The following is a 24,516-nucleotide window of genomic DNA, read 5'->3' as shown; positions in this document are numbered from 1 at the left end:
AATTAGCGGCTTTTCTAGTGCTAGTTATGGTACTTCACTGCCATATCAATCAGTGGTTCGCGGCTACCATTCTCGGCGCGTAAACGAGCGAGGTAGTTCTCCCAACATTCCACTTGGTTGATAGCTATATCATGCAAGACAGCCCATGAAAATAATCCGCTGTCGTGACCATCACTAAAGACGATTTTCACCGCGTAATTGCCCACGGGGGTTATCGCATCAATGTTGACGTTTTTCTTATGGGTAACCAATACGGGGTTGCCGTGGCCATGTACTTCTGCTGAAGGAGAATACACTCGTAGCAGTTCACAGCTAAGTGAGTATGTTTTGCCATCTTTGAAAGTGACTTCCAATAGGCGTGATTTACGTTTGAGTTTTAAATCGGTAACGATTGGCGCTTCAGTTGTGGACATAATTGATAGCCATATACAGAGGAATAAGCAAGGTATAACAAACAAGGCAAGGTCGGTAAACCTTGCCTTGAATTGTACTCTTACAGGATGAAGCGACTTAAGTCTTCATCTTGAACTAAGTTATCTAGGTGGGCATTGACGTAATCAGCGTCAATTACCGTTGTGGAACCTGACTTGTCAGAGGCTTCGAACGATAACTCTTCCATTAAGCGTTCCATTACCGTATGTAAGCGACGTGCGCCAATGTTCTCGGTGCGCTCATTGACCTGCCAAGCAGCTTCAGCTAAACGGTCTATACCTGAATCAGCAAATTCGATAGTGACCCCTTCAGTGGCCATTAGCGCAATGTATTGCTCTGTCAGTGAGGCATGGGGCTCAGTTAAAATACGCTTGAAGTCGTGGGCTGATAGCGCTTCAAGTTCAACACGGATAGGTAATCGACCTTGTAACTCAGGGATCAGATCCGAAGGCTTAGACATTTGGAAAGCGCCAGAGGCAATAAACAAGATGTGGTCGGTTTTGACCATGCCGTGCTTAGTCGTTACCGTACAGCCTTCAACTAAAGGAAGTAGGTCACGTTGTGCACCTTCGCGAGACACATCTGGGCCTGAGGCTTCACCACGTTTACAGATCTTGTCAATCTCATCTAAGAATACAATACCGTGCTGCTCAACAAGTTCGATAGCTTGTTCTTTCAAGTCATCTTGGTTGACCAGTTTAGCGGCTTCTTCTTCAATGAGTAGTTTGTAAGCTTCCTTAATCGGCATTTTACGACGCTTGCTAGCGCCTGGGCCCATATTTTGGAACATGCTTTGTAATTGGTTAGTCATCTCTTCCATGCCTGGAGGCGACATGATTTCAATGCCGACTTGAGGCGCAGAGACATCAATTTCAATCTCTTTGTCGTCAAGCTTACCTTCACGCAATTTCTTACGGAAAATTTGTCGTGTGCCGGTATCGTCTTTAGTTTCGTTGTCCCAATCCTCTTTAGGCTTAGGTAACAAGGCATCTAAAATACGTTCTTCTGCGGCTTCTTCAGCGCGGAATTTACACTTCACCATCTGCTCTTCGCGAGTAAGCTTAATAGCCGCATCAGTAAGATCACGAATGATCTGCTCGACCTCTTTACCTACATAGCCAACTTCAGTGAATTTAGTCGCTTCAACTTTAATGAAAGGGGCCTTAGCTAACTTTGCTAGGCGACGGGCAATTTCAGTTTTACCCACACCCGTTGGACCAATCATCAGAATGTTCTTTGGAGTCACTTCTTGACGTAAGTCTTCGTTTAACTGCATACGACGCCAGCGGTTACGCAGCGCAATAGCTACCGAACGTTTGGCGTTTTGTTGGCCGATAATATGGCTATCGAGCTCGTGAACGATCTCACGTGGTGTCATTTCAGACATAGGTATTCCTTCTCTGGCTGCGGTGTTCTACACCACAGTCATTCTCAGTAATTAAGTTCTTCAATCGTTTTGTATTGGTTGGTAAACACGCAAATGTCACCAGCGATAGTTAACGATTTTTCTGCTATTTCAAGTGCACTTAGGTCTGTGTTTTCTAATAAGGCTGTCGCTGCCGACTGGGCAAAGTTGCCCCCAGAACCTATGGCGATTAGATCATTTTCAGGCTGCACCACATCACCATTACCTGTGATGATAAGTGAGCATTCAGTGTCAGCAACGGCCAATAGCGCTTCTAACTTACGCAGCATTTTGTCACTGCGCCAATCTTTGGCCATTTCTACCGCGGCTCTCATCAAGTGGCCTTGGTGCATCTCTAGTTTGGCTTCAAAGCGCTCAAATAGCGTAAAGGCATCGGCAGTACCGCCAGCAAATCCTGCTAGCACTTTATTATGGTAGAGACGACGCACTTTCTTGGCGTTGCCTTTCATGACGGTATTACCGAGTGAGACTTGGCCATCGCCAGCGATAACGACTTGGTTATTACGGCGTACTGATACGATTGTAGTCACAGATATTTCCTCTTCGCGAACTGACGTGTAATGCCACATCAGTGGGTGATAGAAGATATATGGGGGAGACCCAATAAAAAATCAAGGTCAAACGTGATGGGAAAAGCTAACTATTTATTGGCTATGCTGTTGTTGACTTAGTTGCGAGCGCTGTGGTTTGGGTTGAAGCAAGATTGACTGTGAATAATAAATGATAAACCAGTGCCCCCGGCAGGCAGCACTGGCTTGTATCGATTAACCTTCCCAGAACCAAACTTGGCAGCCATTGATACCGGCCCGTTGAATCACGTGACGATCTTTTTCGGCGGCACGTTTACGCTCATACGGACCCAGTACCACTCGATACCATACGCCGTTTTTGCCTGTAGTACGGCGCACTTGGGCTTCTAGGCCTTGGAAAGCAATCACAGCCTTCATTTCATTGGCTTGTGACTCAGTTCTAAACGAACCACATTGCATCTGATAAGGTCGTGTCGGTGCGGTTGATTCGGGAATATCAACTTCAACGGTTTTGTTTTCTAATTCTTGCTGATAGGTCCACTGCTCTGTGGGCTTAGGCGGTAGCGCATTAGGGTCTTGCTTTTTCACGGCAGGTGCTGGCGTGACCACTTCAGGTTCAACAGTCTCGACGGTGCCGGCACTGTTGTTAATGGTCCACAAGAAATACCCAAAGCCACCTAGCAAGGCTAAGGTGACAATGGCTAATAGCAATGGAAAGCGCTTTGGCGCAGCCGCTTTACCGCGGCCACGGTTTGATTTCGCTTTGCCACGCCCCTTATTGGCAGGTTTCCTATTGGCGTAATCACGACTGGTCATGTCGGCAGTCCTACATACGCTCTAGGGTTTCAATGCCTAGTAGGTCAAGGCCTTGCTTTAGGGTTTTCGCCGTGAGCTGAGCCAGCAGTAAACGACTGTTCTTTTGTGCTTCAGTGTCCGCTGCTAGTACTGGGCAGGCTTCGTAAAAACTTGAGAAGGCTCCCGCTAGTTCAAACAAATAGCCACATAATGCATGGGGCTGACCTTTACTGACCATACGGTTAAGTACTTCGCCAAACTGGGCTAACTTGTTGCCGAGTTCTTTCTCTTTGTCATGACCTAAACTAATTGTTGCTTGGCTAAGATCAATATCGGTTGCGCGTTTGAAAATACCGGCAACACGGGTGTAGGCGTATAGTAGGTATGGTGCGGTGTTACCTTCAAAGCTCAACATCTGCTCAAAACTGAAGATGTAATCACTGGCACGGTTTTTAGATAAATCGGCATATTTAACCGAGCTAATACCGACGACTTTGGCGATTTTTTGCAGTTCAGCTTCATCCATATCAGGATTCTTACTACGCACTAGCTCTAGTGCGCGGGTTTCTGCTTCTGTTAGTAGATCAACCAGTTTAACTACCCCACCAGAGCGGGTTTTAAACGGGCGGCCATCTTCGCCGTTCATAGTACCAAAGCCCATATGTTCAAGGCTGAGTTCTGGACGGACAAAGTGCGCCTTACGGGCTAAGCTAAAGACTTGTTGGAAGTGTAATGCTTGGCGTAAATCAACAAAGTACAGTGCACGATCCGCTTTGAGTACTTCAGAGCGGTAACGCATTGCTGCCATATCACTGGTGGCGTACAAATAGCCGCCATCGGCTTTTTGAATAATAACCGGCAGTGGCTCGCCATCTTTATTTTGGAACTCTTCTTGGAAAACCACTTTTGCGCCGTTGCTTTCTGACAGCAAACCTTGCTTGTCGAGTTCATTAACGACATTTTCTAGGTCATCATTATAGGCACTTTCACCGCGTACATCTTCGCGGCTTAAGCTGACGCCAAGACGGTCATAAACTTCGTAGCAATGGCTCAGTGAAATATCGTTAAACTCACGCCATAATTTATTGCAGTATTCGTCGCCAGATTGTAGTTCAACAACCAGTTTACGGGCGCGAGTCGCAAAGGTTTCTGACTCATCAAAACGCACTTTAGCGGCGCGGTAAAAACTCTCTAAGTCAGCTAGCTCCATTTGTGCTTGCTCACCATTGGCAGCGCGAAGCTCTTCCATGTAGGCCAGCAACATACCAAATTGAGTTCCCCAGTCACCCACGTGATTCTGGCGAATAACCTTGTGTCCTTGAAACTCGAGGGCGCGCACGACACTATCACCGATAATGGTTGAGCGCAGGTGACCCACGTGCATCTCTTTAGCAAGGTTAGGTGATGAATAGTCGACAACAACGGTTTGTTGTTCTGGCAAGCTAACGCCTAAGTGCGCATCGGCTAGCGCTTCCATGAGTTGGTTGGCTAAGGCATTTTCGTCGATGAAAAAGTTGATAAAGCCTGGTCCGGCAATATCCACTTTAGCGACATGGCTAGAGGCCGGTAAGCTGTCGATGATCAGCTGCGCAATATCACGTGGATTTTTACGTGCCGCCTTGGTCAACATCATGGCCAAGTTGGTCGCAAAATCACCGTGGCTTTTATCTTTGGTTCGGTCTACTTGAATTCGCGCGGCAAAATCATCTGGGACGACTTGCTGTTGTTTGAGAGATTCAAGGGCTTGGGCGAGCAAAGATTCAATATGTGATTTCATTGGCGTTTAATCGACAGTTTTCAAGTAAAAAAGATTCAGGGATAACCGCGTATTTTAGCCGTTATCTTAGGTTAATTGCTATCATTTGTTGGCAAGTTTGTCGCTGTTTTTCACCTTTCTGCCGATTAACCTGTCAATCCGCGCAGTATAACCGCTAGATGTTAGCGCAATGTGACACAAATCCTGTTCGGCAGATGGCTTATGATTAGCAAAGTCGCAGCGGCTATAAAAGATCTTGTGGGTCTCTATCAATACTCCAGCGGCACCGTTTGGCGAGTGGTAAGGCATCAATATGCGGTAAGGCATGCTCAAATGCTTGTTGTAACATGTTGCGCTGCTTGGTTTGAAACATCAGCTGCCGGCGATATTTACCGGCTTTTCTATCCATAGGGGCTGGCATCGGGCCTATGACTTCACATTCATCGTTTTGTGGCAATAGTTGCGCTATTTGACTGAGGAAGGCATCGGCATCTTCGGCTTGGTGGGCTTCGGCGCGCAGCAGTATCATATTCCATGCCGGTGGCAGTAGTGCATGCTGTCTTTCAACGAGTTGACCGCGGGCAAATTCGCCATAGCCTTTATGCATCAGCTCGCGCAATATCGGATTGTCGCACTGATGGGTTTGCATGAGCACGGTACCGGGCTTTTTGGCTCTGCCCGCGCGCCCAGAAACCTGAGTATATAACTGGCCAAATCGCTCTGGTGCCCGAAAATCGGCACTAAATAATGCGCCGTCGACATCCAATAGGCCAACTAAGGTCACATCGGGGAAGTGATGCCCTTTTGCCAGCATTTGGGTACCAACCAAAATTTTGTACTCGCCTTTATGGATGGCATTTAAGTGGCTTTCGAGTGCGCCTTTACGACTGGTGGTGTCGCGATCAATGCGGATCACTGGGTGTTTAGGGAACAGTGTTTCAAGTGCGTTTGCTAGTTGTTCGGTACCCACCCCTTGGCCCATTAACATGGTGCTGCCACATTGATGGCATTGTTTGGGGATCGCGTATTGATTGCCGCAATGATGACAGCGGATCTCACCTAAGCCTTGATGAACAGTAAAAAAAGCATCACATCTGTCGCATTCATGTAAGTGGCCGCATTCATGACATAGTAAAGCTGGGGCAAACCCGCGGCGGTTTAAAAATAATAGAACTTGATTACCCGCTTCTAAATGAATGCGCATTTCATTTAGCAAACCATGGGATAAACCGTGTTTTAATGGCTGATTACGAATATCTATGATGCCTTGGCGCACTTTCTCCGCAGGGCCAGCACGCTGACCTAAGGTAAGTTGCTGGTAGCGGCCACTAAGGGCATTTTGTAAGGTTTCCAGTGATGGCGTCGCACTGCCAAGTAATACCGGGATATCTTCAAGATGACCACGCATCACAGCGAGATCTCTAGCGTGGTAGCCGACCCCTTCTTGCTGTTTAAAGCTTGCGTCGTGTTCTTCATCTAAGATGATCATGCCCGGGTAGCGCATAGGGGTAAATAATGCTGAGCGAGTACCAATGATAATGGCGGCTTGCCCGGTTTTGGCTTGGCGCCATGCTTCTAAGCGCTGGTTGTCCGTGAGCCCTGAATGAATGACGGCAACATCAACACTGAAGCGACGTTTAAAGCGACTAATGGTCTGTGGCGTTAGGCCAATCTCAGGCACCAGAATCAGTGCTTGTTTACCTTGTTTTAAAACGGTTTCCAGTAGTGCCAGGTAGACTTCCGTTTTACCTGAGCCGGTCACCCCCTCAAGCAGGCTGGTTCGGTAACCTTGCTGTTGGTTTAAGGTCGCGACCGCGATGGCTTGTTCGGCATTAAGTTGGTGGGGCTCTTCATCGAGTTGAAGCTTATCGCGCCAACTTAAATCGACTTGGTTAAGGCGTTCATTTATCTCAATATAGTGCTTATCGAGTAGCGCTTTAAGTGCGGCTTTACTGAAGTCGAGTTGGTTGAACTCGTCTGCTGATAGCGATTGTTGCTGCAGTTGTTGTAACAGTTTTCGCTGTGCTGGCGCGCGTTTGAGGGTATCGAGTTCGACCTCTTTCCCGCTGGCAGTGACTCGGTAAAAACGTTGACTTGGTGTGTTGATGGCTGCCCCTTTTCTGAGGGCGACAGGCAAAGCTTGCGATAGCATTTGTCCTAGGCTGCAAAAGTAATACCTTGCAGCCCAAGAGGTTAGTTTATAAAGTGACTGTGGTAGCAGTGGCTCGTCGTCGAGAAATTCGCTGACGAACTTCATTTTATTTTCTGCTAGGTCGCATTGATCAGTCTGGGCAATAACAAGTCCAATTAGCTGCTGGCGGCCAAAAGGGACTTTTACCCTTACGCCTTGGACGGCACGCGGTGCGTCTTCAGGGGTTATTTTATAGCTAAAGGATTGTCGCATAGGAACTGGCAGTGCGACTTCAACAAACAAAGACATAAACTTCTAAGCATATTTCGACGATAAAACCAGTGTACCGACACAGATTATCGAGAGCTACTTTTATCTGAACTATGTGATGAATGATAAGTAATGTGGTGCACAAAGTTTATTAAGCACAGCGGTCGTGAGCGGAATTAAGGAAGATATAGGGTCAATGATGAGTATCAACAATCAGTCAATACAGTTTATCGGCAAGGCGTTGTCTGCGGTATTGTTTCTTGTGGTATGTCAAAGCGCCGCAATGGCAAAAGTTACCCATGTGAGTATCAATCAGCAGAGCTTTATTTTAGGTGGCTACCCCAATTTACGTCTTAATATTGTCTCCGAGCACGATAGTTTAGATAAGCTGCAATTTATTGTGCTGCAGTCGTCTGGTGAGGAAAGGTTGATGGTTAAACCCATCAACAATTTTATGCTGCACTTAACCGGTGTGGAAGACATTAACGATCCTGACGCCCAACTGGTTATCAAAGAGCATCGAGTCAACAAGTGGCGTGAAGTGAAGCGGATTGCACTGTTTAACGGTGAAATGAAAATCCCTACCGAATTGAGTGAAACACAAACTGCGGCGGTGGCGCCAGTGGCTAAAAAGCCCCAATCTATTGCTACGGCGAGTCAAGTTGCTGCCCCAGTGGTAATGCAATCCAATGAACATGCTGATTTGAGCTGTCAGTTGCAAACAGAGCCCACGCAGACGCTGTGGCGTATTGGTAGCAACTACGCTAAGCAGTGGCAGGTTAATACTTACGGTGCTATTTTGGCGATATACCAAGCGAATCCCAAAGCCTTTAATAAAGGAAACATTAACAGCTTAAGGGCGGATGTTTTGCTAAACTGTCCGACGACTGCAGTGATAGAGCAATTTGCCAATGGCGCAAGTGCTAAGCAGCAGTTTGAACGTTTAAGCCAAAGTGGTTAGCAAAAAGCACGGGTTAATTTCGATGCTTGTATCTTGTTGGCAGTTGCTGTAATATCCGCCGCCTAATTATTTATTAACTGCATGTGGTGCCTGACTTCGGGTTGGGAGAGCGACATGGCCTTCAACTGAGGTAATCCAAATGAAAGCAGGTATTCACCCTGAATATGCAGAAATCACTGCAACTTGTACTTGTGGTAACGTAATTAAAGTAAATTCAACTGCAGGTAAGCCACTGCACTTGGACGTATGTGGTGCATGTCACCCATTCTACACTGGTACCCAGAAAGTTATGGATACTGGCGGACGTATCGACAAGTTCAACAAGCGTTTCGGTATGCTTGGCAAGAAGTAATTATTACTTCTGTAAAGAACAAGAAAAGGCGCCTAATTGGCGCCTTTTTTATTGGCTAAAATTCTGTGGTTGTCGCTGAGTGTCTAGCGGGATATTTTCGCGCTTGCGCATTAACAGTCGTGTTTTAGCCAATAATGTGGGAGTCTAAGGATTGCCTTAAGTATCTAGGATTTATCATGGTCAGATTGATGGTGTTAGCCAGTATGCTGCTATTTTCGCTCAAGCTAGCGGCGGAAAGTCAGTGCGTGCCTACACAATATGATGAAACTGTGAGCTTAGATTATGTCATTGATGGCGACACTATAGTGTTGAGCGATGGCCGTACGGTGAGGCTCATAGGGGTGAACTCTCCTGAAATTGATAGACAGTACCCTGAATTATCAGAACCCTATGCCAATCAAGCTAGGCAGTTTATGCAGCAGTTATTGCATAAAGGCCAAACATTGCAACTCGCCTTTGATCAAAGAAAGCTCGACCCCTATGGCAGAACGCTGGCTTATGTATACACCGAAAAGGGCCAGCATGTACAAGAAGCTCTGCTGGGTGAAGGCTACGCGAAAGCACGGGTCTATCAAAATGACTATTTCTGGCAATGTTTAAATAGTGTTGAAGCGCTAGCACGTGAAAAGCAGCGTGGTTTATGGAACCATCCAAGTTACCAAGCTAAGCAAATATCACAACTTAACCGCGATGATCGTAATCAGTGGCGTGAAATTCGAGGTACAGTGACCGGCTTTGAAAGAAAAGCTCAACATTTGTGGCTAATAATCGATGAAAAATTTTACGTAGGCATACCTAGAGAAGATTTTCGTAAGTTTAGCAACATTTTGAACCTAAACTTGCTTGAAAGTCCCGTTATTGTCCGTGGTCAGTTGTATTATTCCTACAAAAAGTGGCAGTTAATTAGCTATCATCCCTCGCAGATAAGTTTGGTAAATGAGCCTTAGAACGATTTAGTTCATAATAAACTGAAATTTTCTAATATTTTGTTTAAAAAGTGTGTTGATTCGAGTACATTAGCAGCCTCAGTCACGCTAGCTTAAGGCCGCCATGAAGGCAGCTAGGCACTGCGTTGGCTGTTGACCTCTTCTTCGATACTAATTTGCGCATTTGCAGGATTAAAAAAATGGCCGATTTCCGTCAACAAGCCCTAGATTATCATGAGTTCCCCGTACCAGGTAAAACCGCTGTTAGCCTGACTAAGCCTGCTGCTAGCAGTAAAGATCTGGCGCTAGCGTATAGCCCTGGGGTTGCTGAGCCTGTACGTGAAATTGCTGCCAACCCAGACGATGCCTATCGTTATACCGCTAAAGGTAATACGGTTGCGGTGATTTCTAACGGTACTGCTATTTTAGGACTAGGCAATTTAGGTCCATTGGCATCAAAGCCTGTGATGGAAGGTAAAGCACTGCTGTTTAAGCACTTTGCCAATATTGACGCGACAGATATTGAAGTCAAACACCGTACTACTGAAGAATTTATTAACACGGTTGAAGCCATTGCCGATACTTTTGGCGGCATCAATCTTGAAGATATCAAAGCGCCAGAGTGTTTTGAAATTGAAAAGACCCTGATTGAGCGTTGTAATGTCCCAGTTTTCCATGACGATCAGCATGGTACCGCGATTGTAACCGCAGCGGGCATGATCAATGCGCTTGAAATTCAGGGTAAGAAACTTGAAGAAGCCATTTTTGTTTGTATGGGGGCGGGCGCTGCGGCGATTGCATGTATGACCATGCTAGTTAAGTGCGGTGTGCAACGCGAAAATGTCTACATGCTAGATCGCAAAGGGGTCATTCACACCCGTCGTGATGATATCAACGAATATAAAGCACTGTTTGCTAACAATACTGACAAGCGTACTCTGCAAGATGTGATTAAAGGTGCTGACGCTTTCTTAGGATTGTCAGGTCCAGACGTACTTGGCGCTGAAGACGTGGCATTGATGGCTGATAACCCAGTCATCTTCGCTTGTTCAAACCCCGATCCTGAAATCAAACCTGAATTGGCGCACGACGTCCGTAAAGATTTGATCATGGGTACCGGTCGAAGCGATTACCCTAACCAGGTTAACAATGTGCTTTGCTTCCCATTCATTTTCCGTGGTGCGTTAGATGTACGTGCTTCACAAATCAATGATGAGATGAAGATTGCAGCGGTACATGCCATTGCCGCATTGGCTAAAGAGCCAGTGCCCGCTGATGTATTGGCTGCTTACCCAGATGTTGATTCGCTCACATTTGGTGCAGACTACGTGATTCCTAAACCCATGGATCCGCGTTTACTGTCTAATGTTGCTAAGGCCGTAGCTCAAGCTGCAATTGATTCTGGCGTTGCGGCTATCGACAGCCTACCTGAGAACTATATGGCATAACGGTAAAGCTGTGATTGAAAAAAGGGCCCGCGAGGCCCTTTTTTATTGAGGCGGTAACTATTTCTTTGTATGGTGATACTTTACGCTAGCAAAGTCGCTAGTATTAGTTGAATCAATCGTTTGAGGTTACTGAGTTCAAGGAGCGACCTTTTCGATTACAATAACAATAATAATGCAGGATGCGGCGATGAAATTGACTCAAATGTTAACCCGCAAGTTGACCAGTTTTTGGCTACTATCATTAGTTGCCGTGGCATGCATCTTTTTACTCACTGCCAGTTTGAGTTTTGTGCAGCTAACCTATAAGTTTCAGCAGCAGAAAGTCGACGAAATTCAAAGCTTACTTGGCCAACATTCAGCGCAGCAACTGTCTCAGCCCCATGAGTTATCACAGTGGTTGCCACAGATACTACAAGCGTTTCAGACTCAAAATTTTGTACTTTATGAAGGTGAACAACGTGTTTACCACTACCAGGCTGAAGTACAACATCTCAGTAGCGTGAGTTATCAAAGAAACTTGCTGACGCCCGCCAACTACAGCATGGAATTAACCCTGCCTAAACCGTTCTTGCTGCACGACATTAGTATGTATGAAGTGATTTTATTGCTGGTCGGTTTGATAGCTACAGCCCTATTAGTGATGTGGGGTTACCGTTGGTTGGCGTTGGAGTTAGAGGGCGTTGAAGATTTGGCAAAGCGTAGTCATTTAATTTTATCGGATGACTATGACAAAGCCTTAGCGGAAACTGGTCATGGTAGGCCAAGAATGATTAATCGCGCCCTCACTAAAATGCTGCTTGAACTTGACGATGCAGAAAAGCAGCGTGCTCGTTTTGATCAGTTTATTCGCTCCAATACTTTTCTGGATCCCGAAACCGGCATAGGTAATCAACTATTTCTCAAAAATCGTCTCGATGCCTTGAGTAACGATGCCGGCATGTTGGCACCCGGTGTGCTGTATTTGCTAGAAATGGCAGACCTTGACCTGTTACAACAAGATTTAGGCGAGGAGCCCGTTAATGAGATGCTGGGGCAAGTCATTGCCGCAATAGGCCAGGTACTCGATGGTCAAGCCAACAGTATTTTTTCACGGCGTAGCCAGAATCAATTTGCCCTAGTGGTGCCACAAATCTCTCTGCAGGATACAGAAAAACTCGCCAACAAACTGCTTAAAGTTTGCCAAGCTCAGCTCAGTGATGAACTGCTTAAACAGCAAGACTTTTTCCATATCGGGGTGGCGTACTTTAAGGTTGGCGACAATAAGACGCAATTAGTTGAAGAAGCTGAAATGGCATTACGGGCGGCGCAATTTCAGGGCAGTTCCAACTGGTTTATGTACGACAAAGGCGCAGTTGATGAAGGTTTTGCTAAAGGCTCAGTACGTTGGCGCAGCTTCCTTGAATATGCATTAGTGAACAAGCGTGTGGTGGCTTTTTCGCAACCTGTTGTGGATAGCGATATGCAAACTCACCACCTCGAAGTCTCGTCTCGGCTGCGTGACAATCAGGGGACACTGGTGCGGGCGACGCTATTTTTGCCGATGGCCATCAAATGTGGCCTAACACCTCAAATCGAACGACAAGTGATAGAAACTGTGTTGTTTGACCTGCTTAATGCCAGCAAAGATGGCATGAGTTATAGCATCAATTTAAGTCTCGACACTTTGACCAGTCGTGCTTTTGTGCGTTGGCTTAGAACCACCTTACTTGAGTATCGGCATCTAACCTCAAGGCTCATTTTCGAAATCAATGAAGATATTATTGTTAATCATACTGAAAGCTTAAAAGGGACGCTGGATATGATTAATAAAATGGGTGCCCGTTTGTGTGTGGATCGAGTTGGACTACAGGTTGTCAGTACTCAATACATCAAAACTTGCCAGATCGACCTGATCAAATTACATCGATCAATTGTGAGTCAGATTCATTTAAGGCAGGAAAATCAGTTGTTTGTGAGGAGCTTGATTGGTGGGCTCTATCGTACAGAGGTACAAGTTTTTGCTGAGGGTGTGGATGTGTTTGAAGAGTGGCAGACATTAAAGATCCTCGGTGTGAGTGCCGCGCAAGGCTCGCTATTTAGTGACCCGGTTGAAGAGATTTAAGCCATGCAACATTTCGATAGTATGTTGTGGGCTTGTGACTATTGAGTTAGAGGGCTATCTTAAGAGATATAATATAGAAGCATTATTGGTTTTTTCTATAAAATTATAAGATTAGTCGTTACAATAACTGTATCGTTTTTTGACGCTTTACCTAAGCAAGTGTTACTAAAATGGTTCACCGTTTTACCCAGTATTGTACGCAACAGTCATTTTTAGCCAATTAGACTCTTTATCTCGAGTTGAGACGGACGGGCAATTTTTAAATGGATAAAAGCCTTTTTAATAAGTTAGCTTTCTGGAAGAAAACAGGGCAACAGCTTGATGTTGGCCTGTATTTGACCGAATCGGCCCTACATGTTTTTCAGCCCGCTAATGATACGCTTGCTGAGAGTTATCATAGTTTTGCATATACTGCGGATCCTAGTGAGGCGTTTAGTGCCATGCAACAAGCGCTGGGGGCTACCCGTGCTCAGTTAGTTCTCAATCCTAGCTTCTACCAATTATTGTTAGTCGACAAACCCGCCGTTGATATTGAAGAGATGAATCAGGCGCTAATTTGGTCTGTCAAAGATATGGTCACAATCGCGGTGGCTAACATTCATGTCGACTACTTCGAAGCCCCCGAAGTGAGTAGCAATAAGCTGACCGCAGTCGTAGCTGATAAAGCGGTGTTAGGTCAATTGGTCACCGATGCCAATCAACATGGTATCGATATTGTGGGAATTTCTATCGAAGAGCTCGCGATCAGCAATCTGTTTATCGATGATACTCAACCTAAACTTGTGCTGTGTCACCTACCTGAGCATGAGCTGCTGTTAACTGTGGTGCGCCAAGGTAAATTGTATATGCAACGTCGGGTTCGAGGTTTTAGCGGATTAGATAAAGTGACCCAAGAAGAGCTTGGTTTTGGCATGGCAGATAACCTAAGCCTAGAGATCCAACGATCGATGGATTTCTTTGAAAGTCAGCTAAGGCAGTCTCCGGTTGCATCAATTGAGCTGGTAATGGGTGGGCAAGCACAAGCATTAGCCCAACTGCTCGCTGGCAACTTTAACCAAACAGTCAATGTGGTCGCTGCCAACAGCATTGATCAATTACTTGCCCAATTAGCCTTTGCCGAGTTTGCTCGCGCAGATGAAGTTTCAGAAGAGGTTGCTGCATGAGCCAGAAACTCAGGGTAAACCTGTTTGATAAATCCTTGCTACCAAAACAGTTACGTTTATCTTTTCAACGTCTAGCGGTGGGCAGTGGCGCCTTGTTATTGCTATTTGTTGTCGCGATTGCGCTTGCGTGGCAAAGCGTCAATAGCCTGCAGGCAGATAAAGCACAGTTAACTAGCACTAAACGACAGTTTGACCAACAAAAGCAGCAGCTTGAGATGCAGTTAGCAGCTCGTAAGCCCGATGCAAGACTGGTTGATACGGTTGAGTTAAAAGGCCAGCAGCTTGAACTCAAACGCTTGCTGTTGAAAGAGTTAAGTCAGCGTGAAGCCCTGACTAGCCAAGGTTATTCTTTGTTGCTGACGGATCTGGCTCGGGTGGCGGATAACAGTATTTGGCTTAGTCGTATTCGTGTTAATGAAGATAAGTATGTGTTTGAAGGCTTTAGTGTCGACCCCAATGGTGTACCGCAGTGGGTTGAGCGTTTACGCACGACAGAAACCTTGAAAGGTCATGCTTTTGCAGCGATGACAATGAGCCGTGGTGAGGGGCAACCATTAGGTTTTACTTTGACCAGTGACGCGACTGAGGAGTCTCAGCCATGAAGCAACTTTGGTTAAGCTGGGGCGAGAAGTTTGACGTACTGACTCAGCGTGAAAGAGGGATGATCGCGGCTGCGGCATTGATTGTTATTGGCATGCTGTGTTACTTGCCACTGGAGTCGAAACTACTTGAACGCCAAAAATTGCAACGCTCGATCAGCGCGTTGCAAAACGAAAATAAGGTGTCAGCAGAGCAGGTGGCGTTATATCAACAGCAGTTGGCACTGGACCCTAATACCGATTATCGTCAAAGATTGCAGGCTATAGAAGAGCAAACCCAAGCATTGGATGAGCAATTGACTTTCCAAATGGTTGATATGGTTCCTGCTGATAAAATGCCGGTACTACTGAGTGAGCTACTGGGCAAGGTTAAAGGGGTTAAGCTTCAAGAGTTTGCTTCTATTGCACCGGTGCCGTTACTTGAAGTGGGTGAACAGGATAAAAAATTAAATTTATACAGTCACGGTATTCGTATGGTGTTGCAAGGTGACTACTTTGCGACGCTTAAGTTTATTGAAGCGGTAGAAGCCATGCCCAACAAGCTGTATTGGAAGCAACTTGATTACACAGTGGCGGATTATCCTGATTCGAGTGTGGTATTAGAACTCTATACATTAAGTATAAATAAGGACTTTATCAGTGTTGCTAAAAGCGATTAACAGCATAACGCTGTCGATATTAGTGCTGCTATCAGTGACCACAGAGGCGCAATCGCTGCGGGATCCTACTCGGCCTTCAGCAAGCTTTTATCAACAGCAGAGCGAAGCGAGTTCGGTTGGTGGTTCTGCGCTGGTACTACAAAGTACTGTGGTGTCAGGCAAAAATGCATCTGCAGTGATTAATAATAAAATGTACCTTGTAGGCGAACGCGTTCAGGGAGTCATTATTGCAAAGATACAGTCTGACAGTGTCACGTTTGCAGATGGCAGAAAATTGCATATGTACCAAGCAATAACAGAGATTAAGGGACAATAATTAGATGACGGTTTATAAAATTATCACTCCAATGCTGGCGTTGGCATTAGTGGGTTGTCAAAGCACCGACAGACCCCAACCCGTCGAGTCTAAAGCGGCACTGTCAAAGTCGGTTGAACAGACGCAAACTCAAGCGGCAACACCGCCGCCAGCAATGATGCCAGATTCAGTGCAAAGAGAGTTGTCATCTCAGTCGTTATTGTCTGGCCTAGAGCCAAGAATGCAGACCGAGCGACGGTTTGATGTATCAGCCCAAGACGTCGATGCCAAACTGTTTTTCCCAAGCTTAGTGCAAGGCACGCCACTGAGTGTGGCAGTGCACCCTGCCGTTACGGGGAGCATCTCTTTATCACTAAAAGCGGTGACGTTAAGTGAGGCGATTCAGGTTGTCGAAGATATTTATGGTTATGAAGTTAGTCGTGAAGGCCGAATTTTACGGATTTTCCCTGCGGGCATGCGCACTGAGACCTTCCCATTAAATTACTTGTATATGGAACGTCACGGGTTGTCGCTGACATCGGTTAATTCTGGGCGTATTTCAGATAACAACAATAACTCTTCAAATAGTAGCAATAGCAATAACAACAGCAATAGTAACAATAGCAGTAACAACAATAGTGGCAGTGACTCGTCAAGCTCCAACAGCAATGAAACCACAAACGGCACGTTTATACGCTCTAAAACCAAAACTGATTTTTGGGGAGAGTTAAAAGAAACGCTAGTGTCAATTGTGGGTGATACCGGCGGCGGTCGCCAAGTTGTGGTAACCCCGCAAGCCGGTTTAGTGACTGTCCGTGCTTACCCTAACGAGCTACGCCAGGTACGTACCTTCTTGCAAACCGCTGAAACTCATCTGCAACGTCAGGTGATTCTCGAAGCTAAAGTATTAGAAGTCAGATTGTCAGATGGCTACCAGCAAGGTATCCATTGGGAAAGTGTACTAGGCCACGTAGGCGATACCAATATTGAGTTTGGTACATCGCCAGCTGGCGATGGTATTGGCGATCTGATCACCAGTGCGATTGGTGGAGTGACGTCGCTCCAAGTTACCGGTTCAGATTTTAGTACCATGATCAGTTTGCTTGATACCCAAGGCGATGTTGATGTGTTGTCTAGCCCAAGAGTTACCGCGTCAAATAACCAAAAAGCGGTGATTAAAGTGGGTACGGACGAGTATTTTGTTACCGATGTTTCCTCTACAACTGTGGCGGGTACCACACCAGTGACCACACCAGAAGTGGAGCTCACGCCATTCTTTTCCGGTATTGCATTAGATGTAACGCCGCAAATTGATGCTGACGGCAATATTTTATTGCATATTCACCCATCAGTTATTGATATTAAAGAGCAAACTAAGTCGATTAAGATTTCAGACAGCACCCTAGAGCTGCCGTTAGCACAGAGTGATATTCGTGAATCAGATACTGTGATTAAGGCTAAAACTGGCGATGTGGTGGTGATCGGTGGCTTGATGAAGAGCGAGAATATCGAGTTAGTTTCTAAAGTCCCATTGTTAGGCGATATTCCGTTAATTGGCGAAGCGTTTACCAACCGAGCTAATTCGCTGCAAAAAACTGAGCTAGTGATCTTATTAAAACCTACGGTTGTCGGCGGTGATACTTGGCGTAACGAGTTGCAACGCTCTAAAGAGTTGCTTGATCGCTGGTATCCAGAGGAAACTCAGGAGCAATAAGCCTTGTATTTGCAACATTTTGGGTTGGCGGAAACGCCATTTTCATTAACCCCTAATACCGGGTTCTTTTTTGGACTCGCGCCCCACGTTGAGGCATTGCAAGTATTACAAACCGCGCTACAAACCGGTGAAGGTTTTATCAAAGTCACCGGTGAAGTGGGCACAGGTAAAACCCTGATATGTCGAAAGCTCATTAATGAGTTACCGAAACGTTTTCATTGTGCCTATTTGCCGAACCCCTACTTAACGCCTGATGAGTTACGTTGGGCAGTGGCGGCTGAGTTGGGCTTAAAATACTCTGCCAATATCGACCAGCAGCAGCTGACCAGTTTGATCCAGCAGCAGTTAATGGCACTGTCGGCGCATGGACATTCGATTGTGCTGGTTCTCGATGAAGCGCAAGCGTTGCCTGACGAGAGCTTAGAGGCACTGCGTTTGTTTACTAATCTTGAAACAGAGAGTCGTAAGTTGTTGCAAGTGGTGCTGTTTGCCCAGCCGGAACTCGATGAACGCTTAAGTTTGAAAAAGTTTCGTCAGCTAAGACAACGTATCACGTTTAGCTATCAGTTAAGGCCGTTAACCGATGATGAGGCGCAGGCTTATCTGCACCATAGATTGCGAGTGGCGGGTCACCAGTCTGGCGAACTCTTTTCGGCTCGCAATAGCCGTTATCTCGCCAAGTCTGCCAGAGGGATTCCACGCTTGATTAACATATTGGCTCACAAGGCATTATTGGTGGCCTTTGGCGAAGGTGCGAGCAATATTGATAAGAAACATATTAAAGCTGCGGTTATTGATACAGAAGATGCCGAGCATAGCGCCAAAGTATTTTGGCCTTGGATCGTGGTGCTCACGGTAATTATTAGCGCGATTTTAGCCAGCCAGTTTTGGCGTGGGGGCACAATATGAGCGTTATTAATACCATGCTCAAAGATTTAGATAAGCGTCAGCAAGGACATCCCGTTGAAGATGTCGTCAATGCTCCGCTGCAATACCATAGTAAGCCCAGCAGCCGCCTACCTTGGATTTTATTGGCACTGGTCAGCTTGTTATTACTCATTGGTGTGGTGATTAACTGGCAACAACTACAGCAAATCAAGCTGCAAACTCAAACTGACAGCCTAGCATCTGCTCAACCTGCGAGTCATCCCGTCGCTAAAGAGCCTTTAGCCGATCAAGAGCCTTTAGCAGGACAAGAGCCTTCAGCTAATCAAGAGCCCTCAGCGGCAGCGAGTAAGTCCTTGGCGGGTAAGGAGCCCTCAGCAGGAAAAGAGCCTTTAGCGGTTAAAGAACCCTCAGCGGACAAAGAGCGCTTAGCGGGTGATCCGATCCCGGCGAGTAAAACGCTTCCTAATACTGAAGAGTCTGTCGTCAAGCAAACACAGCCTGACAATCAACGGCAGACCGATGACCCCGCGCCGACACTAAAGGTAGCAGAGCGCCCAGATAGGCAACAAATCGAGGTTACTGCTCCAGTTGAAAAGCAGCCCATTACAACTAAACAATCTACAGCGGCGGTTGTGAGCTCTCCCCGTGCCAATAGCTCTGTTGCTAACTCACCACGTGCAACTGGCACTATGGCGGTAAAAGAGGTCAAACTCACCAATGCACAATTGGCTAACAAGCGTTTAGCCTTGGGGACAGAGGCTGAAAATCAAGGATTGCAACCCGATGCTGAGCTGTATTATGCCGAGGCGCTGCAGCTCAATAATGGTTTGCATCAGGCGCGTAAACAACTGGCTGCACTATATTATGGTCAAGGGCAGTTATCGTTGGCGGTACAAATTCTAAATCAGGGCATTACCTTGTATCCACAACACTACGAATATGCATTGTTAGCGGCTAAGGTTTATGAAGCGGGCGAAAGTTATGAACTGGCGTTAGATGCATTGAGCCGAGTGCCAGATCAAGCTGGCTATTTAAAGCAAAAGCTGACACTACAGAGTGTACTCGCACAGAAATCTCAGCAGTATTCGTTATCGGCAGACAGCTATCGTCAGTTAGCGCGTATGGAGCCGCAACAAGCACGTTGGTGGATGGGGCTAGCTTATGCACTAGATGCCCAGCAAGATTATGTCTCGGCAAAAGCCGCCTATCAGCAAGCATTATCGCAACGTGGTTTATCAGGTGAGGCGGTCAATTATATTGAATCTCGCTTAGCGCAGTTAGGAGAAATTGAGTGAAACCAAAGTTAAAGATGCGCCTGGGTGATCTGCTCGTACAAGAGCACATCATCAGTGAAGCTCAATTGATGCAAGCCCTCAGTGAGCAAAAGAACTCCGGTAAAAAGCTTGGCCGTACCTTGATTGATCTCAACAGTATTACTGAAGAGCAATTACTGCAGTTCTTGTCGCAACAGCTCAACATTCCATTTTTAGATATCAGCAGGCGTCCGATTAAACCTGAGGTCGTCAATCTGTTACCCGAGGTGCAAGCCCGTCGCTACCGTGCTTTGGTAGTAGAAGATAACGATGATAGCGTTTTGGTTGCCATGAGTGACCCTGCCGATCTGCAGGCGATGGATAACCTTGAAGAGCAATTGATGCCGAAGCGGTTAACCATTGCAGTAGTAACAGAAAGCCAGCTACTCGATGCCTTTGACAATCTGTATCGTCGTACCGATGAAATTGCCCAAATTGCCGGTAAGTTAGAAGAAGAGTATGCAGCTGATGATCAATTTGATCTGGCGAGCTTAACCGATGCCGATAGCGACAATGAAACCACAGTTGTTAAGCTACTGCAGTCTATTTTTGAAGATGCAGTGCAAATGCGGGCGTCTGATATTCATATTGAGCCCGGTGAAAAAGTGTTGCGTATTCGGCAACGTATTGATGGCCAGCTCCAAGAGAATACTCTGCCCGAGGCCAATATTGCTGCGGCCTTAGTACTGCGCTTAAAGCTGATGGCTGGACTGGATATTTCAGAGAAACGATTGCCACAAGATGGTCGTTTTCACATGGAGATCAAAGGGCATAAGATTGACGTGCGTATGTCGACCATGCCGATTTATCATGGCGAGTCAGTGGTTATGCGTTTGCTTGATCAGTCGGCAGGTCTACTGACCCTTGACGAGACCGGTATGCCGGCAGATATTTTGGCGCGGGTACGAAAGCAGATTAAGCGTCCCCACGGCATGTTACTGGTTACCGGCCCAACGGGTAGCGGTAAAACCACAACCTTGTATGGGGTGTTGAGTGAACTCAATACCGCCGATCGAAAAATTATTACCGTTGAAGATCCGGTGGAATACCAGTTGCCACGGATCAACCAAGTGCAAGTTAATCATAAAATTGGTCTCGACTTTTCTAACGTACTGCGTACGACCTTGCGTCAAGATCCCGATATTATTATGGTCGGTGAGATGCGTGACCAAGAAACCGTTGAGATAGGTTTACGAGGTGCACTAACGGGCCACTTTGTCTTATCCACTTTGCATACTAACGATGCCGTAACCAGTGCGTTGCGTTTACTTGATATGGGCGCTGCGAGTTATTTGGTGGCGAGTGCGCTAAGGGTGATCATTGCACAGCGCCTTGTTAGACGTGTATGCCAGAACTGTACCCAAGATTATACGCTTAGCCAGCAAGATAAAGTCTGGTTAGGCACCGTCAGTAAAATGGATTTCTCCCAGGCGACCTTCAAAATAGGCCAAGGCTGCCAGCACTGTAATGGCAGTGGTTATCGCGGCCGTATTGGTGTGTTTGAAATTTTAGAGCTTGATGATGAGATGATAGATGCAATGCGTACGGGTAATCCGCAAGACTTTGCTAGAGCTGCCCATCAAAGTCCAAACTTCACCCCGTTAGCGGAGTCGGCGTTGAACTACCTAGCCCAAGGGATGACCACCATAGAAGAGGTGGCCAAATTGGTAGAAGATGTGTCGGATATTGCGACGCCGCTATCTGATGAAGTCTTTGCTAAGCAAGGGCTTGAGGAGTAATCATGCCGATATATCAATATCGAGGTCGCAACGCACAAGGCCAGCAGGTGACTGGCGAGCTAGATGCGTCTAATGAAAGTGCCGCCGCCGATCAATTGATGTCCCGGGCTGTGATTCCGCTAGAGCTCAATGAAGCTAAACCTAAACGCGACTTTGATATAACTAGCTTGTTTAGAGGTAAAGTTGGCTTAGATGAGTTACAAATATTTACTCGGCAAATGTACTCGTTGACCCGTTCTGGCATCCCTATTCTACGTGCTATTGCTGGGTTGTCAGAAACGACGCATTCAAAGCGAATGAAAGATGCACTCAATGATATTTCTGAGCAATTGACATCGGGTCGCCCACTTTCATCGGCAATGAATCATCACCCTGATGTGTTTGATGCCTTATTTGTGTCTATGGTACATGTGGGTGAGAACACTGGTCGCTTAGAAGACGCCTTCATTCAGTTATCTGGATATATTGAGCGTGAGCAAGAAACTCGCCGGCGGATCAAAGCGGCGATGCGTTATCCAATCTTTGTGCTGATTGCCGTAGCGCTGGCCATGGTGGTGCTTAACATCATGGTGATACCTAAGTTTGCTGATATGTTCTCCCGCTTTGGTGCTGACCTACCTTGGGCTACTAAGCTGCTGATCAACACCTCTAATTTCTTCGTTAACTATTGGCATTTAATGTTAGTGGCGTTGGCTGGCATATTTGTGGGTATTCGCTATTGGCACAGCACCGAGAATGGCGAGAGACAGTGGGATCGCTGGAAACTGAAAATACCGGCAGTGGGCAGCATTATTGAGCGTTCAACTCTGTCGCGCTATTGCCGCAGTTTTTCAATGATGTTGACCGCGGGTGTGCCAATGACCCAAGCGCTGAGTCTAGTGGCTGATGCGGTGGATAACGCTTATATGCATGACAGTATTGTCGCTATGCGCCGAGGCATTGAGTCCGGTGATTCTATGTTACGGGTTTCCAATCAAAGTGGCTTATTTACCCCGCTGGTATTGCAAATGGTTGCGGTGGGAGAAGAGACAGGCCAGATTGACCAACTACTTAACGATGCGGCAGACTTTTATGAAGGCGAGGTCGATTATGACCTTAAGAACTTAACGGCCAAACTCGAGCCGATATTGATCGGTTTTGTCGCCGGTATTGTATTGATACTGGCATTGGGTATTTATCTGCCTATGTGGGATATGCTCAACGTGGTTAAGGGCGGTCAATAGTATGGGGCGCCCGTAACCATGCAACAACAGCAAAAAGCCGATGGCGAATTAATGCAGGTGTATGCCAAATTGGTGGCATTAATTTTGCTGTTGATTGTATTGGCGATATTAGGATTCCGTTACTTAGGTTCGGTTCAGCAAGTGTCGGCTCAAGGCTTAGTCGTTGAACATACAAGGTTATTAAACGTGTTGGGTATGATTAAGGCGCAATGGTTAGCCAAAGGCCGACCCGAGATGATGCGGTTAGACTGGCAGTTTACTGACGTGACCGATGGCCAAGATCAGCAGCTTGTTAAGATAAGCTACGGTGGTTGGCCAACCGTTAACAATGTGAATGAATCGAGTTGTGAGCAATTATGGCAACAATTATTGGGCGGTGACACCCGCTCGCAACAAATTGTAATTGAGGTCGGCCCAAAAAGAGATGTTTGTAGCTATATTGCTAACAACAACGATCGAATAAGTTATCAGCTCACATCCGGGCGTGTAATTTTTTTGACTAATGAGGAAATTTAGTCAATTCAAAGGTTTCTAAAATTGAGTTAACTGTTAGAATTATGAAATATCATATGGGGGTTTTATAAATGCATTTAAGTAAGTTAGCTAAAAAACAATCGGGATTCTCGTTAATTGAACTCGTGATTGTCATTGTGATTCTAGGCTTATTGGCTGCAACGGCTATTCCACGTTTTCTAAATGTCACTGAAGATGCAGAAGATGCCAGTGTTGATGGTGTTTCAGGCGGTCTTGCTACTGCTGTTGGCTTTGTTCGCGCCCAGTGGGAAGTTGATGGTCGCAATAACAACAGTGTTATTCTTGATGGTACCAGTGTATCGCTGGATACACGCTTTGGTTTTCCTACGGGAACCGGCGCCAATGGTACTGATGTTACCGCTATGAATGACAACCGCTGTCAGCAGGTATTTAACAGTATTTTACAAAGCCCACCACGCAACGTGCAATACACCGAAGATGCACGTGACCAGCGTTATACCGTAAGATTCTTAGACGGTGTCGGTGGAGATGCAACAGATCTTAATGGCGATACCGTAACGGGTATTGATTTGTGTGTATACCATCAAGTTGCGTCACTTGCTTTAGATCAAACTACTGGCGTGGCTTCACCTACACCTGATTTGAATGTGGGTAAGGGTATTACCTATAACCCTGGTACTGGCACAGTAGTGAGTTTTACTAACTAAGCTATTTATTATTTGCGCGTAGCATTTTTGAGGAAATATCATGAATAAGCAAAACGGTTTCACGCTTATTGAATTAGTTGTAGTGATTATTATTTTAGGTATTTTAGCGGTGACCGCTGCGCCTAAGTTTATTAACTTGCAATCGGATGCGCGTGCATCAACTGTGCAAGGTGTAAAAGGTGCGCTGCAAGGGGCTAATACCTTGGTTTATTCAAAGGCGGCTATTCAAGGTAAAGAAAACACTACTGGTACAGTTATCATCGATGACTTAGGCGATGCCGATGATACAAATGACATCACTGTGACGACTGCATTTGGTAATTTAGATAGCAGTGCAACGGTTGCAGATGTAGTGACTAACCTTGAAAAAGCATTAGATATGCAGTTTCAAGCGCTTGCTGATGACACAACAGCAGTGACTACCGAAGAGTGGGGCGTTCGCTCTACGGCGACAACATTTAAGTTAGTACCACAAGGAAAAACCGCTTCTAGTACGACTGCCGATGCTTGTCACCTACTATATACTCAAGCCGGTTCAGTCTCTCAACCAGCACAATATGCAGTTGTGGATACAGGCTGTTAATAGGAAATAT

General features: G+C 46.1%; 23 protein-coding genes. 17 read left to right on the top strand and 6 right to left on the bottom strand.

From position 1 onward, the window contains the following. Nucleotides 1-20: 20 nt before the first annotated feature. From L865_RS0121290 to priA, 6 genes are all read right to left on the bottom strand, one after another. Nucleotides 21-413 carry a gamma-butyrobetaine hydroxylase family protein gene (locus L865_RS0121290; protein WP_028775076.1) on the bottom strand — a complete coding sequence of 131 codons (393 nt, stop codon included), beginning with the start codon at nucleotides 411-413 and terminating at the stop codon, nucleotides 21-23. An 80-nt stretch (nucleotides 414-493) separates the two neighbouring features. Further along, the gene (gene hslU, locus L865_RS0121285; RefSeq protein WP_028775075.1) at nucleotides 494-1,819 is read right to left on the bottom strand and encodes an ATP-dependent protease ATPase subunit HslU; all 1,326 of its coding nucleotides are present in this window, start codon (nucleotides 1,817-1,819) and stop codon (nucleotides 494-496) included. Nucleotides 1,820-1,863: 44 nt separating this feature from the next. Continuing rightward, complete coding sequence (gene hslV, locus L865_RS0121280) at nucleotides 1,864-2,388, bottom strand: ATP-dependent protease subunit HslV (RefSeq protein WP_028775074.1); 525 nt, start codon at nucleotides 2,386-2,388, stop codon at nucleotides 1,864-1,866. A 234-nt stretch (nucleotides 2,389-2,622) separates the two neighbouring features. After that, complete coding sequence (locus L865_RS0121275) at nucleotides 2,623-3,204, bottom strand: SPOR domain-containing protein (protein WP_028775073.1); 582 nt, start codon at nucleotides 3,202-3,204, stop codon at nucleotides 2,623-2,625. Between the two features lie 10 nt (nucleotides 3,205-3,214). Further along, a complete protein-coding gene (argS, locus tag L865_RS0121270) occupies nucleotides 3,215-4,960 on the bottom strand; it encodes an arginine--tRNA ligase (protein WP_028775072.1) in 1,746 nt (581 codons plus the stop codon). Nucleotides 4,961-5,183: 223 nt separating this feature from the next. Beyond that, the gene (priA, locus tag L865_RS0121265; RefSeq protein WP_028775071.1) at nucleotides 5,184-7,379 is read right to left on the bottom strand and encodes a primosomal protein N'; all 2,196 of its coding nucleotides are present in this window, start codon (nucleotides 7,377-7,379) and stop codon (nucleotides 5,184-5,186) included. Between the two features lie 157 nt (nucleotides 7,380-7,536). Here priA and L865_RS0121260 point away from each other — a divergent pair, with 157 nt between their 5' ends. The 17 genes from L865_RS0121260 to L865_RS0121180 all read left to right on the top strand — a co-directional run bounded on the left by L865_RS0121260 (nucleotide 7,537) and on the right by L865_RS0121180 (nucleotide 24,506). After that, the gene (locus L865_RS0121260; protein WP_051484729.1) at nucleotides 7,537-8,301 is read left to right on the top strand and encodes a FimV/HubP family polar landmark protein; all 765 of its coding nucleotides are present in this window, start codon (nucleotides 7,537-7,539) and stop codon (nucleotides 8,299-8,301) included. A gap of 139 nt (nucleotides 8,302-8,440) precedes the next feature. Beyond that, nucleotides 8,441-8,653 (top strand): 50S ribosomal protein L31, encoded by a 213-nt coding sequence (gene rpmE / locus L865_RS0121255; RefSeq protein WP_028775069.1) that lies wholly within the window; start codon nucleotides 8,441-8,443, stop codon nucleotides 8,651-8,653. 176 nt (nucleotides 8,654-8,829) lie between these two features. Continuing rightward, nucleotides 8,830-9,600, top strand: a complete 771-nt coding sequence (locus L865_RS0121250) for a thermonuclease family protein (RefSeq protein ID WP_028775068.1) — start codon at nucleotides 8,830-8,832, stop codon at nucleotides 9,598-9,600. Between the two features lie 179 nt (nucleotides 9,601-9,779). Next, entirely contained in the window at nucleotides 9,780-11,027 is a 1,248-nt protein-coding gene (locus L865_RS0121245; RefSeq protein ID WP_028775067.1) for a malic enzyme-like NAD(P)-binding protein, read from the top strand. Nucleotides 11,028-11,214: 187 nt separating this feature from the next. Further along, the gene (gene csrD, locus L865_RS0121240; protein ID WP_028775066.1) at nucleotides 11,215-13,128 is read left to right on the top strand and encodes an RNase E specificity factor CsrD; all 1,914 of its coding nucleotides are present in this window, start codon (nucleotides 11,215-11,217) and stop codon (nucleotides 13,126-13,128) included. 263 nt (nucleotides 13,129-13,391) lie between these two features. Continuing rightward, nucleotides 13,392-14,291, top strand: a complete 900-nt coding sequence (locus L865_RS0121235) for a hypothetical protein (protein WP_028775065.1) — start codon at nucleotides 13,392-13,394, stop codon at nucleotides 14,289-14,291. After that, the gene (locus L865_RS0121230; RefSeq protein ID WP_028775064.1) at nucleotides 14,288-14,893 is read left to right on the top strand and encodes a PilN domain-containing protein; all 606 of its coding nucleotides are present in this window, start codon (nucleotides 14,288-14,290) and stop codon (nucleotides 14,891-14,893) included. The genes L865_RS0121235 and L865_RS0121230 overlap by 4 nt, the downstream gene beginning before the upstream one ends. Further along, nucleotides 14,890-15,549, top strand: a complete 660-nt coding sequence (locus L865_RS0121225; protein WP_028775063.1) for a hypothetical protein — start codon at nucleotides 14,890-14,892, stop codon at nucleotides 15,547-15,549. Before L865_RS0121230 ends, L865_RS0121225 begins: the two co-directional genes overlap by 4 nt. Further along, complete coding sequence (locus L865_RS0121220) at nucleotides 15,530-15,865, top strand: MSHA biogenesis protein MshK (protein ID WP_245608474.1); 336 nt, start codon at nucleotides 15,530-15,532, stop codon at nucleotides 15,863-15,865. The genes L865_RS0121225 and L865_RS0121220 overlap by 20 nt, the downstream gene beginning before the upstream one ends. Before the next feature lie 4 nt (nucleotides 15,866-15,869). Beyond that, the gene (mshL, locus tag L865_RS0121215) at nucleotides 15,870-17,558 is read left to right on the top strand and encodes a pilus (MSHA type) biogenesis protein MshL (protein ID WP_028775061.1); all 1,689 of its coding nucleotides are present in this window, start codon (nucleotides 15,870-15,872) and stop codon (nucleotides 17,556-17,558) included. Nucleotides 17,559-17,561: 3 nt separating this feature from the next. Then, nucleotides 17,562-18,467: an ExeA family protein gene (locus L865_RS0121210; RefSeq protein ID WP_028775060.1), complete on the top strand. Its 906-nt coding sequence runs from the start codon at nucleotides 17,562-17,564 to the stop codon at nucleotides 18,465-18,467. Next, complete coding sequence (locus L865_RS0121205) at nucleotides 18,464-19,741, top strand: tetratricopeptide repeat protein (protein ID WP_028775059.1); 1,278 nt, start codon at nucleotides 18,464-18,466, stop codon at nucleotides 19,739-19,741. Before L865_RS0121210 ends, L865_RS0121205 begins: the two co-directional genes overlap by 4 nt. Beyond that, nucleotides 19,738-21,498, top strand: a complete 1,761-nt coding sequence (locus tag L865_RS0121200) for a GspE/PulE family protein (protein WP_028775058.1) — start codon at nucleotides 19,738-19,740, stop codon at nucleotides 21,496-21,498. Before L865_RS0121205 ends, L865_RS0121200 begins: the two co-directional genes overlap by 4 nt. Before the next feature lie 2 nt (nucleotides 21,499-21,500). Next, complete coding sequence (locus tag L865_RS0121195; RefSeq protein WP_028775057.1) at nucleotides 21,501-22,721, top strand: type II secretion system F family protein; 1,221 nt, start codon at nucleotides 21,501-21,503, stop codon at nucleotides 22,719-22,721. 18 nt (nucleotides 22,722-22,739) lie between these two features. Beyond that, on the top strand, nucleotides 22,740-23,237 hold the full coding sequence (locus L865_RS0121190) for a hypothetical protein (RefSeq protein ID WP_028775056.1): 498 nt from the start codon (nucleotides 22,740-22,742) through the stop codon (nucleotides 23,235-23,237). A 68-nt stretch (nucleotides 23,238-23,305) separates the two neighbouring features. Then, nucleotides 23,306-23,923 (top strand): type II secretion system protein, encoded by a 618-nt coding sequence (locus L865_RS0121185; RefSeq protein WP_028775055.1) that lies wholly within the window; start codon nucleotides 23,306-23,308, stop codon nucleotides 23,921-23,923. Nucleotides 23,924-23,963: 40 nt separating this feature from the next. Next, the gene (locus L865_RS0121180) at nucleotides 23,964-24,506 is read left to right on the top strand and encodes a prepilin-type N-terminal cleavage/methylation domain-containing protein (protein ID WP_028775054.1); all 543 of its coding nucleotides are present in this window, start codon (nucleotides 23,964-23,966) and stop codon (nucleotides 24,504-24,506) included. Nucleotides 24,507-24,516 lie beyond the last annotated feature (10 nt).

It is taken from the genome of Shewanella waksmanii ATCC BAA-643, from assembly GCF_000518805.1.
Lineage (GTDB): Bacteria > Pseudomonadota > Gammaproteobacteria > Enterobacterales > Shewanellaceae > Shewanella > Shewanella waksmanii.
This window is presented reverse-complemented; position numbering and strand designations above follow the sequence as displayed.

Excerpts from the sequence above, each read along its gene's own strand:
- L865_RS0121275 (WP_028775073.1), bottom strand. The coding sequence starts at position 3,204 with ATGACCAGTCGTGATTACGCCAATAGGAAACCTGCCAATAAGGGGCGT.
- hslU (WP_028775075.1), bottom strand. The coding sequence starts at position 1,819 with ATGTCTGAAATGACACCACGTGAGATCGTTCACGAGCTCGATAGCCAT.
- rpmE (WP_028775069.1), top strand. The coding sequence starts at position 8,441 with ATGAAAGCAGGTATTCACCCTGAATATGCAGAAATCACTGCAACTTGT.
- L865_RS0121180 (WP_028775054.1), top strand. The coding sequence starts at position 23,964 with ATGAATAAGCAAAACGGTTTCACGCTTATTGAATTAGTTGTAGTGATT.
- L865_RS0121250 (WP_028775068.1), top strand. The coding sequence starts at position 8,830 with ATGGTCAGATTGATGGTGTTAGCCAGTATGCTGCTATTTTCGCTCAAG.
- L865_RS0121195 (WP_028775057.1), top strand. The coding sequence starts at position 21,501 with ATGCCGATATATCAATATCGAGGTCGCAACGCACAAGGCCAGCAGGTG.
- csrD (WP_028775066.1), top strand. The coding sequence starts at position 11,215 with ATGAAATTGACTCAAATGTTAACCCGCAAGTTGACCAGTTTTTGGCTA.
- L865_RS0121290 (WP_028775076.1), bottom strand. The coding sequence starts at position 413 with ATGTCCACAACTGAAGCGCCAATCGTTACCGATTTAAAACTCAAACGT.
- L865_RS0121230 (WP_028775064.1), top strand. The coding sequence starts at position 14,288 with ATGAGCCAGAAACTCAGGGTAAACCTGTTTGATAAATCCTTGCTACCA.
- mshL (WP_028775061.1), top strand. The coding sequence starts at position 15,870 with ATGACGGTTTATAAAATTATCACTCCAATGCTGGCGTTGGCATTAGTG.
- L865_RS0121225 (WP_028775063.1), top strand. The coding sequence starts at position 14,890 with ATGAAGCAACTTTGGTTAAGCTGGGGCGAGAAGTTTGACGTACTGACT.
- L865_RS0121260 (WP_051484729.1), top strand. The coding sequence starts at position 7,537 with ATGATGAGTATCAACAATCAGTCAATACAGTTTATCGGCAAGGCGTTG.
- L865_RS0121235 (WP_028775065.1), top strand. The coding sequence starts at position 13,392 with ATGGATAAAAGCCTTTTTAATAAGTTAGCTTTCTGGAAGAAAACAGGG.
- L865_RS0121185 (WP_028775055.1), top strand. The coding sequence starts at position 23,306 with ATGCATTTAAGTAAGTTAGCTAAAAAACAATCGGGATTCTCGTTAATT.
- priA (WP_028775071.1), bottom strand. The coding sequence starts at position 7,379 with ATGTCTTTGTTTGTTGAAGTCGCACTGCCAGTTCCTATGCGACAATCC.
- L865_RS0121190 (WP_028775056.1), top strand. The coding sequence starts at position 22,740 with ATGCAACAACAGCAAAAAGCCGATGGCGAATTAATGCAGGTGTATGCC.
- L865_RS0121205 (WP_028775059.1), top strand. The coding sequence starts at position 18,464 with ATGAGCGTTATTAATACCATGCTCAAAGATTTAGATAAGCGTCAGCAA.
- L865_RS0121245 (WP_028775067.1), top strand. The coding sequence starts at position 9,780 with ATGGCCGATTTCCGTCAACAAGCCCTAGATTATCATGAGTTCCCCGTA.
- argS (WP_028775072.1), bottom strand. The coding sequence starts at position 4,960 with ATGAAATCACATATTGAATCTTTGCTCGCCCAAGCCCTTGAATCTCTC.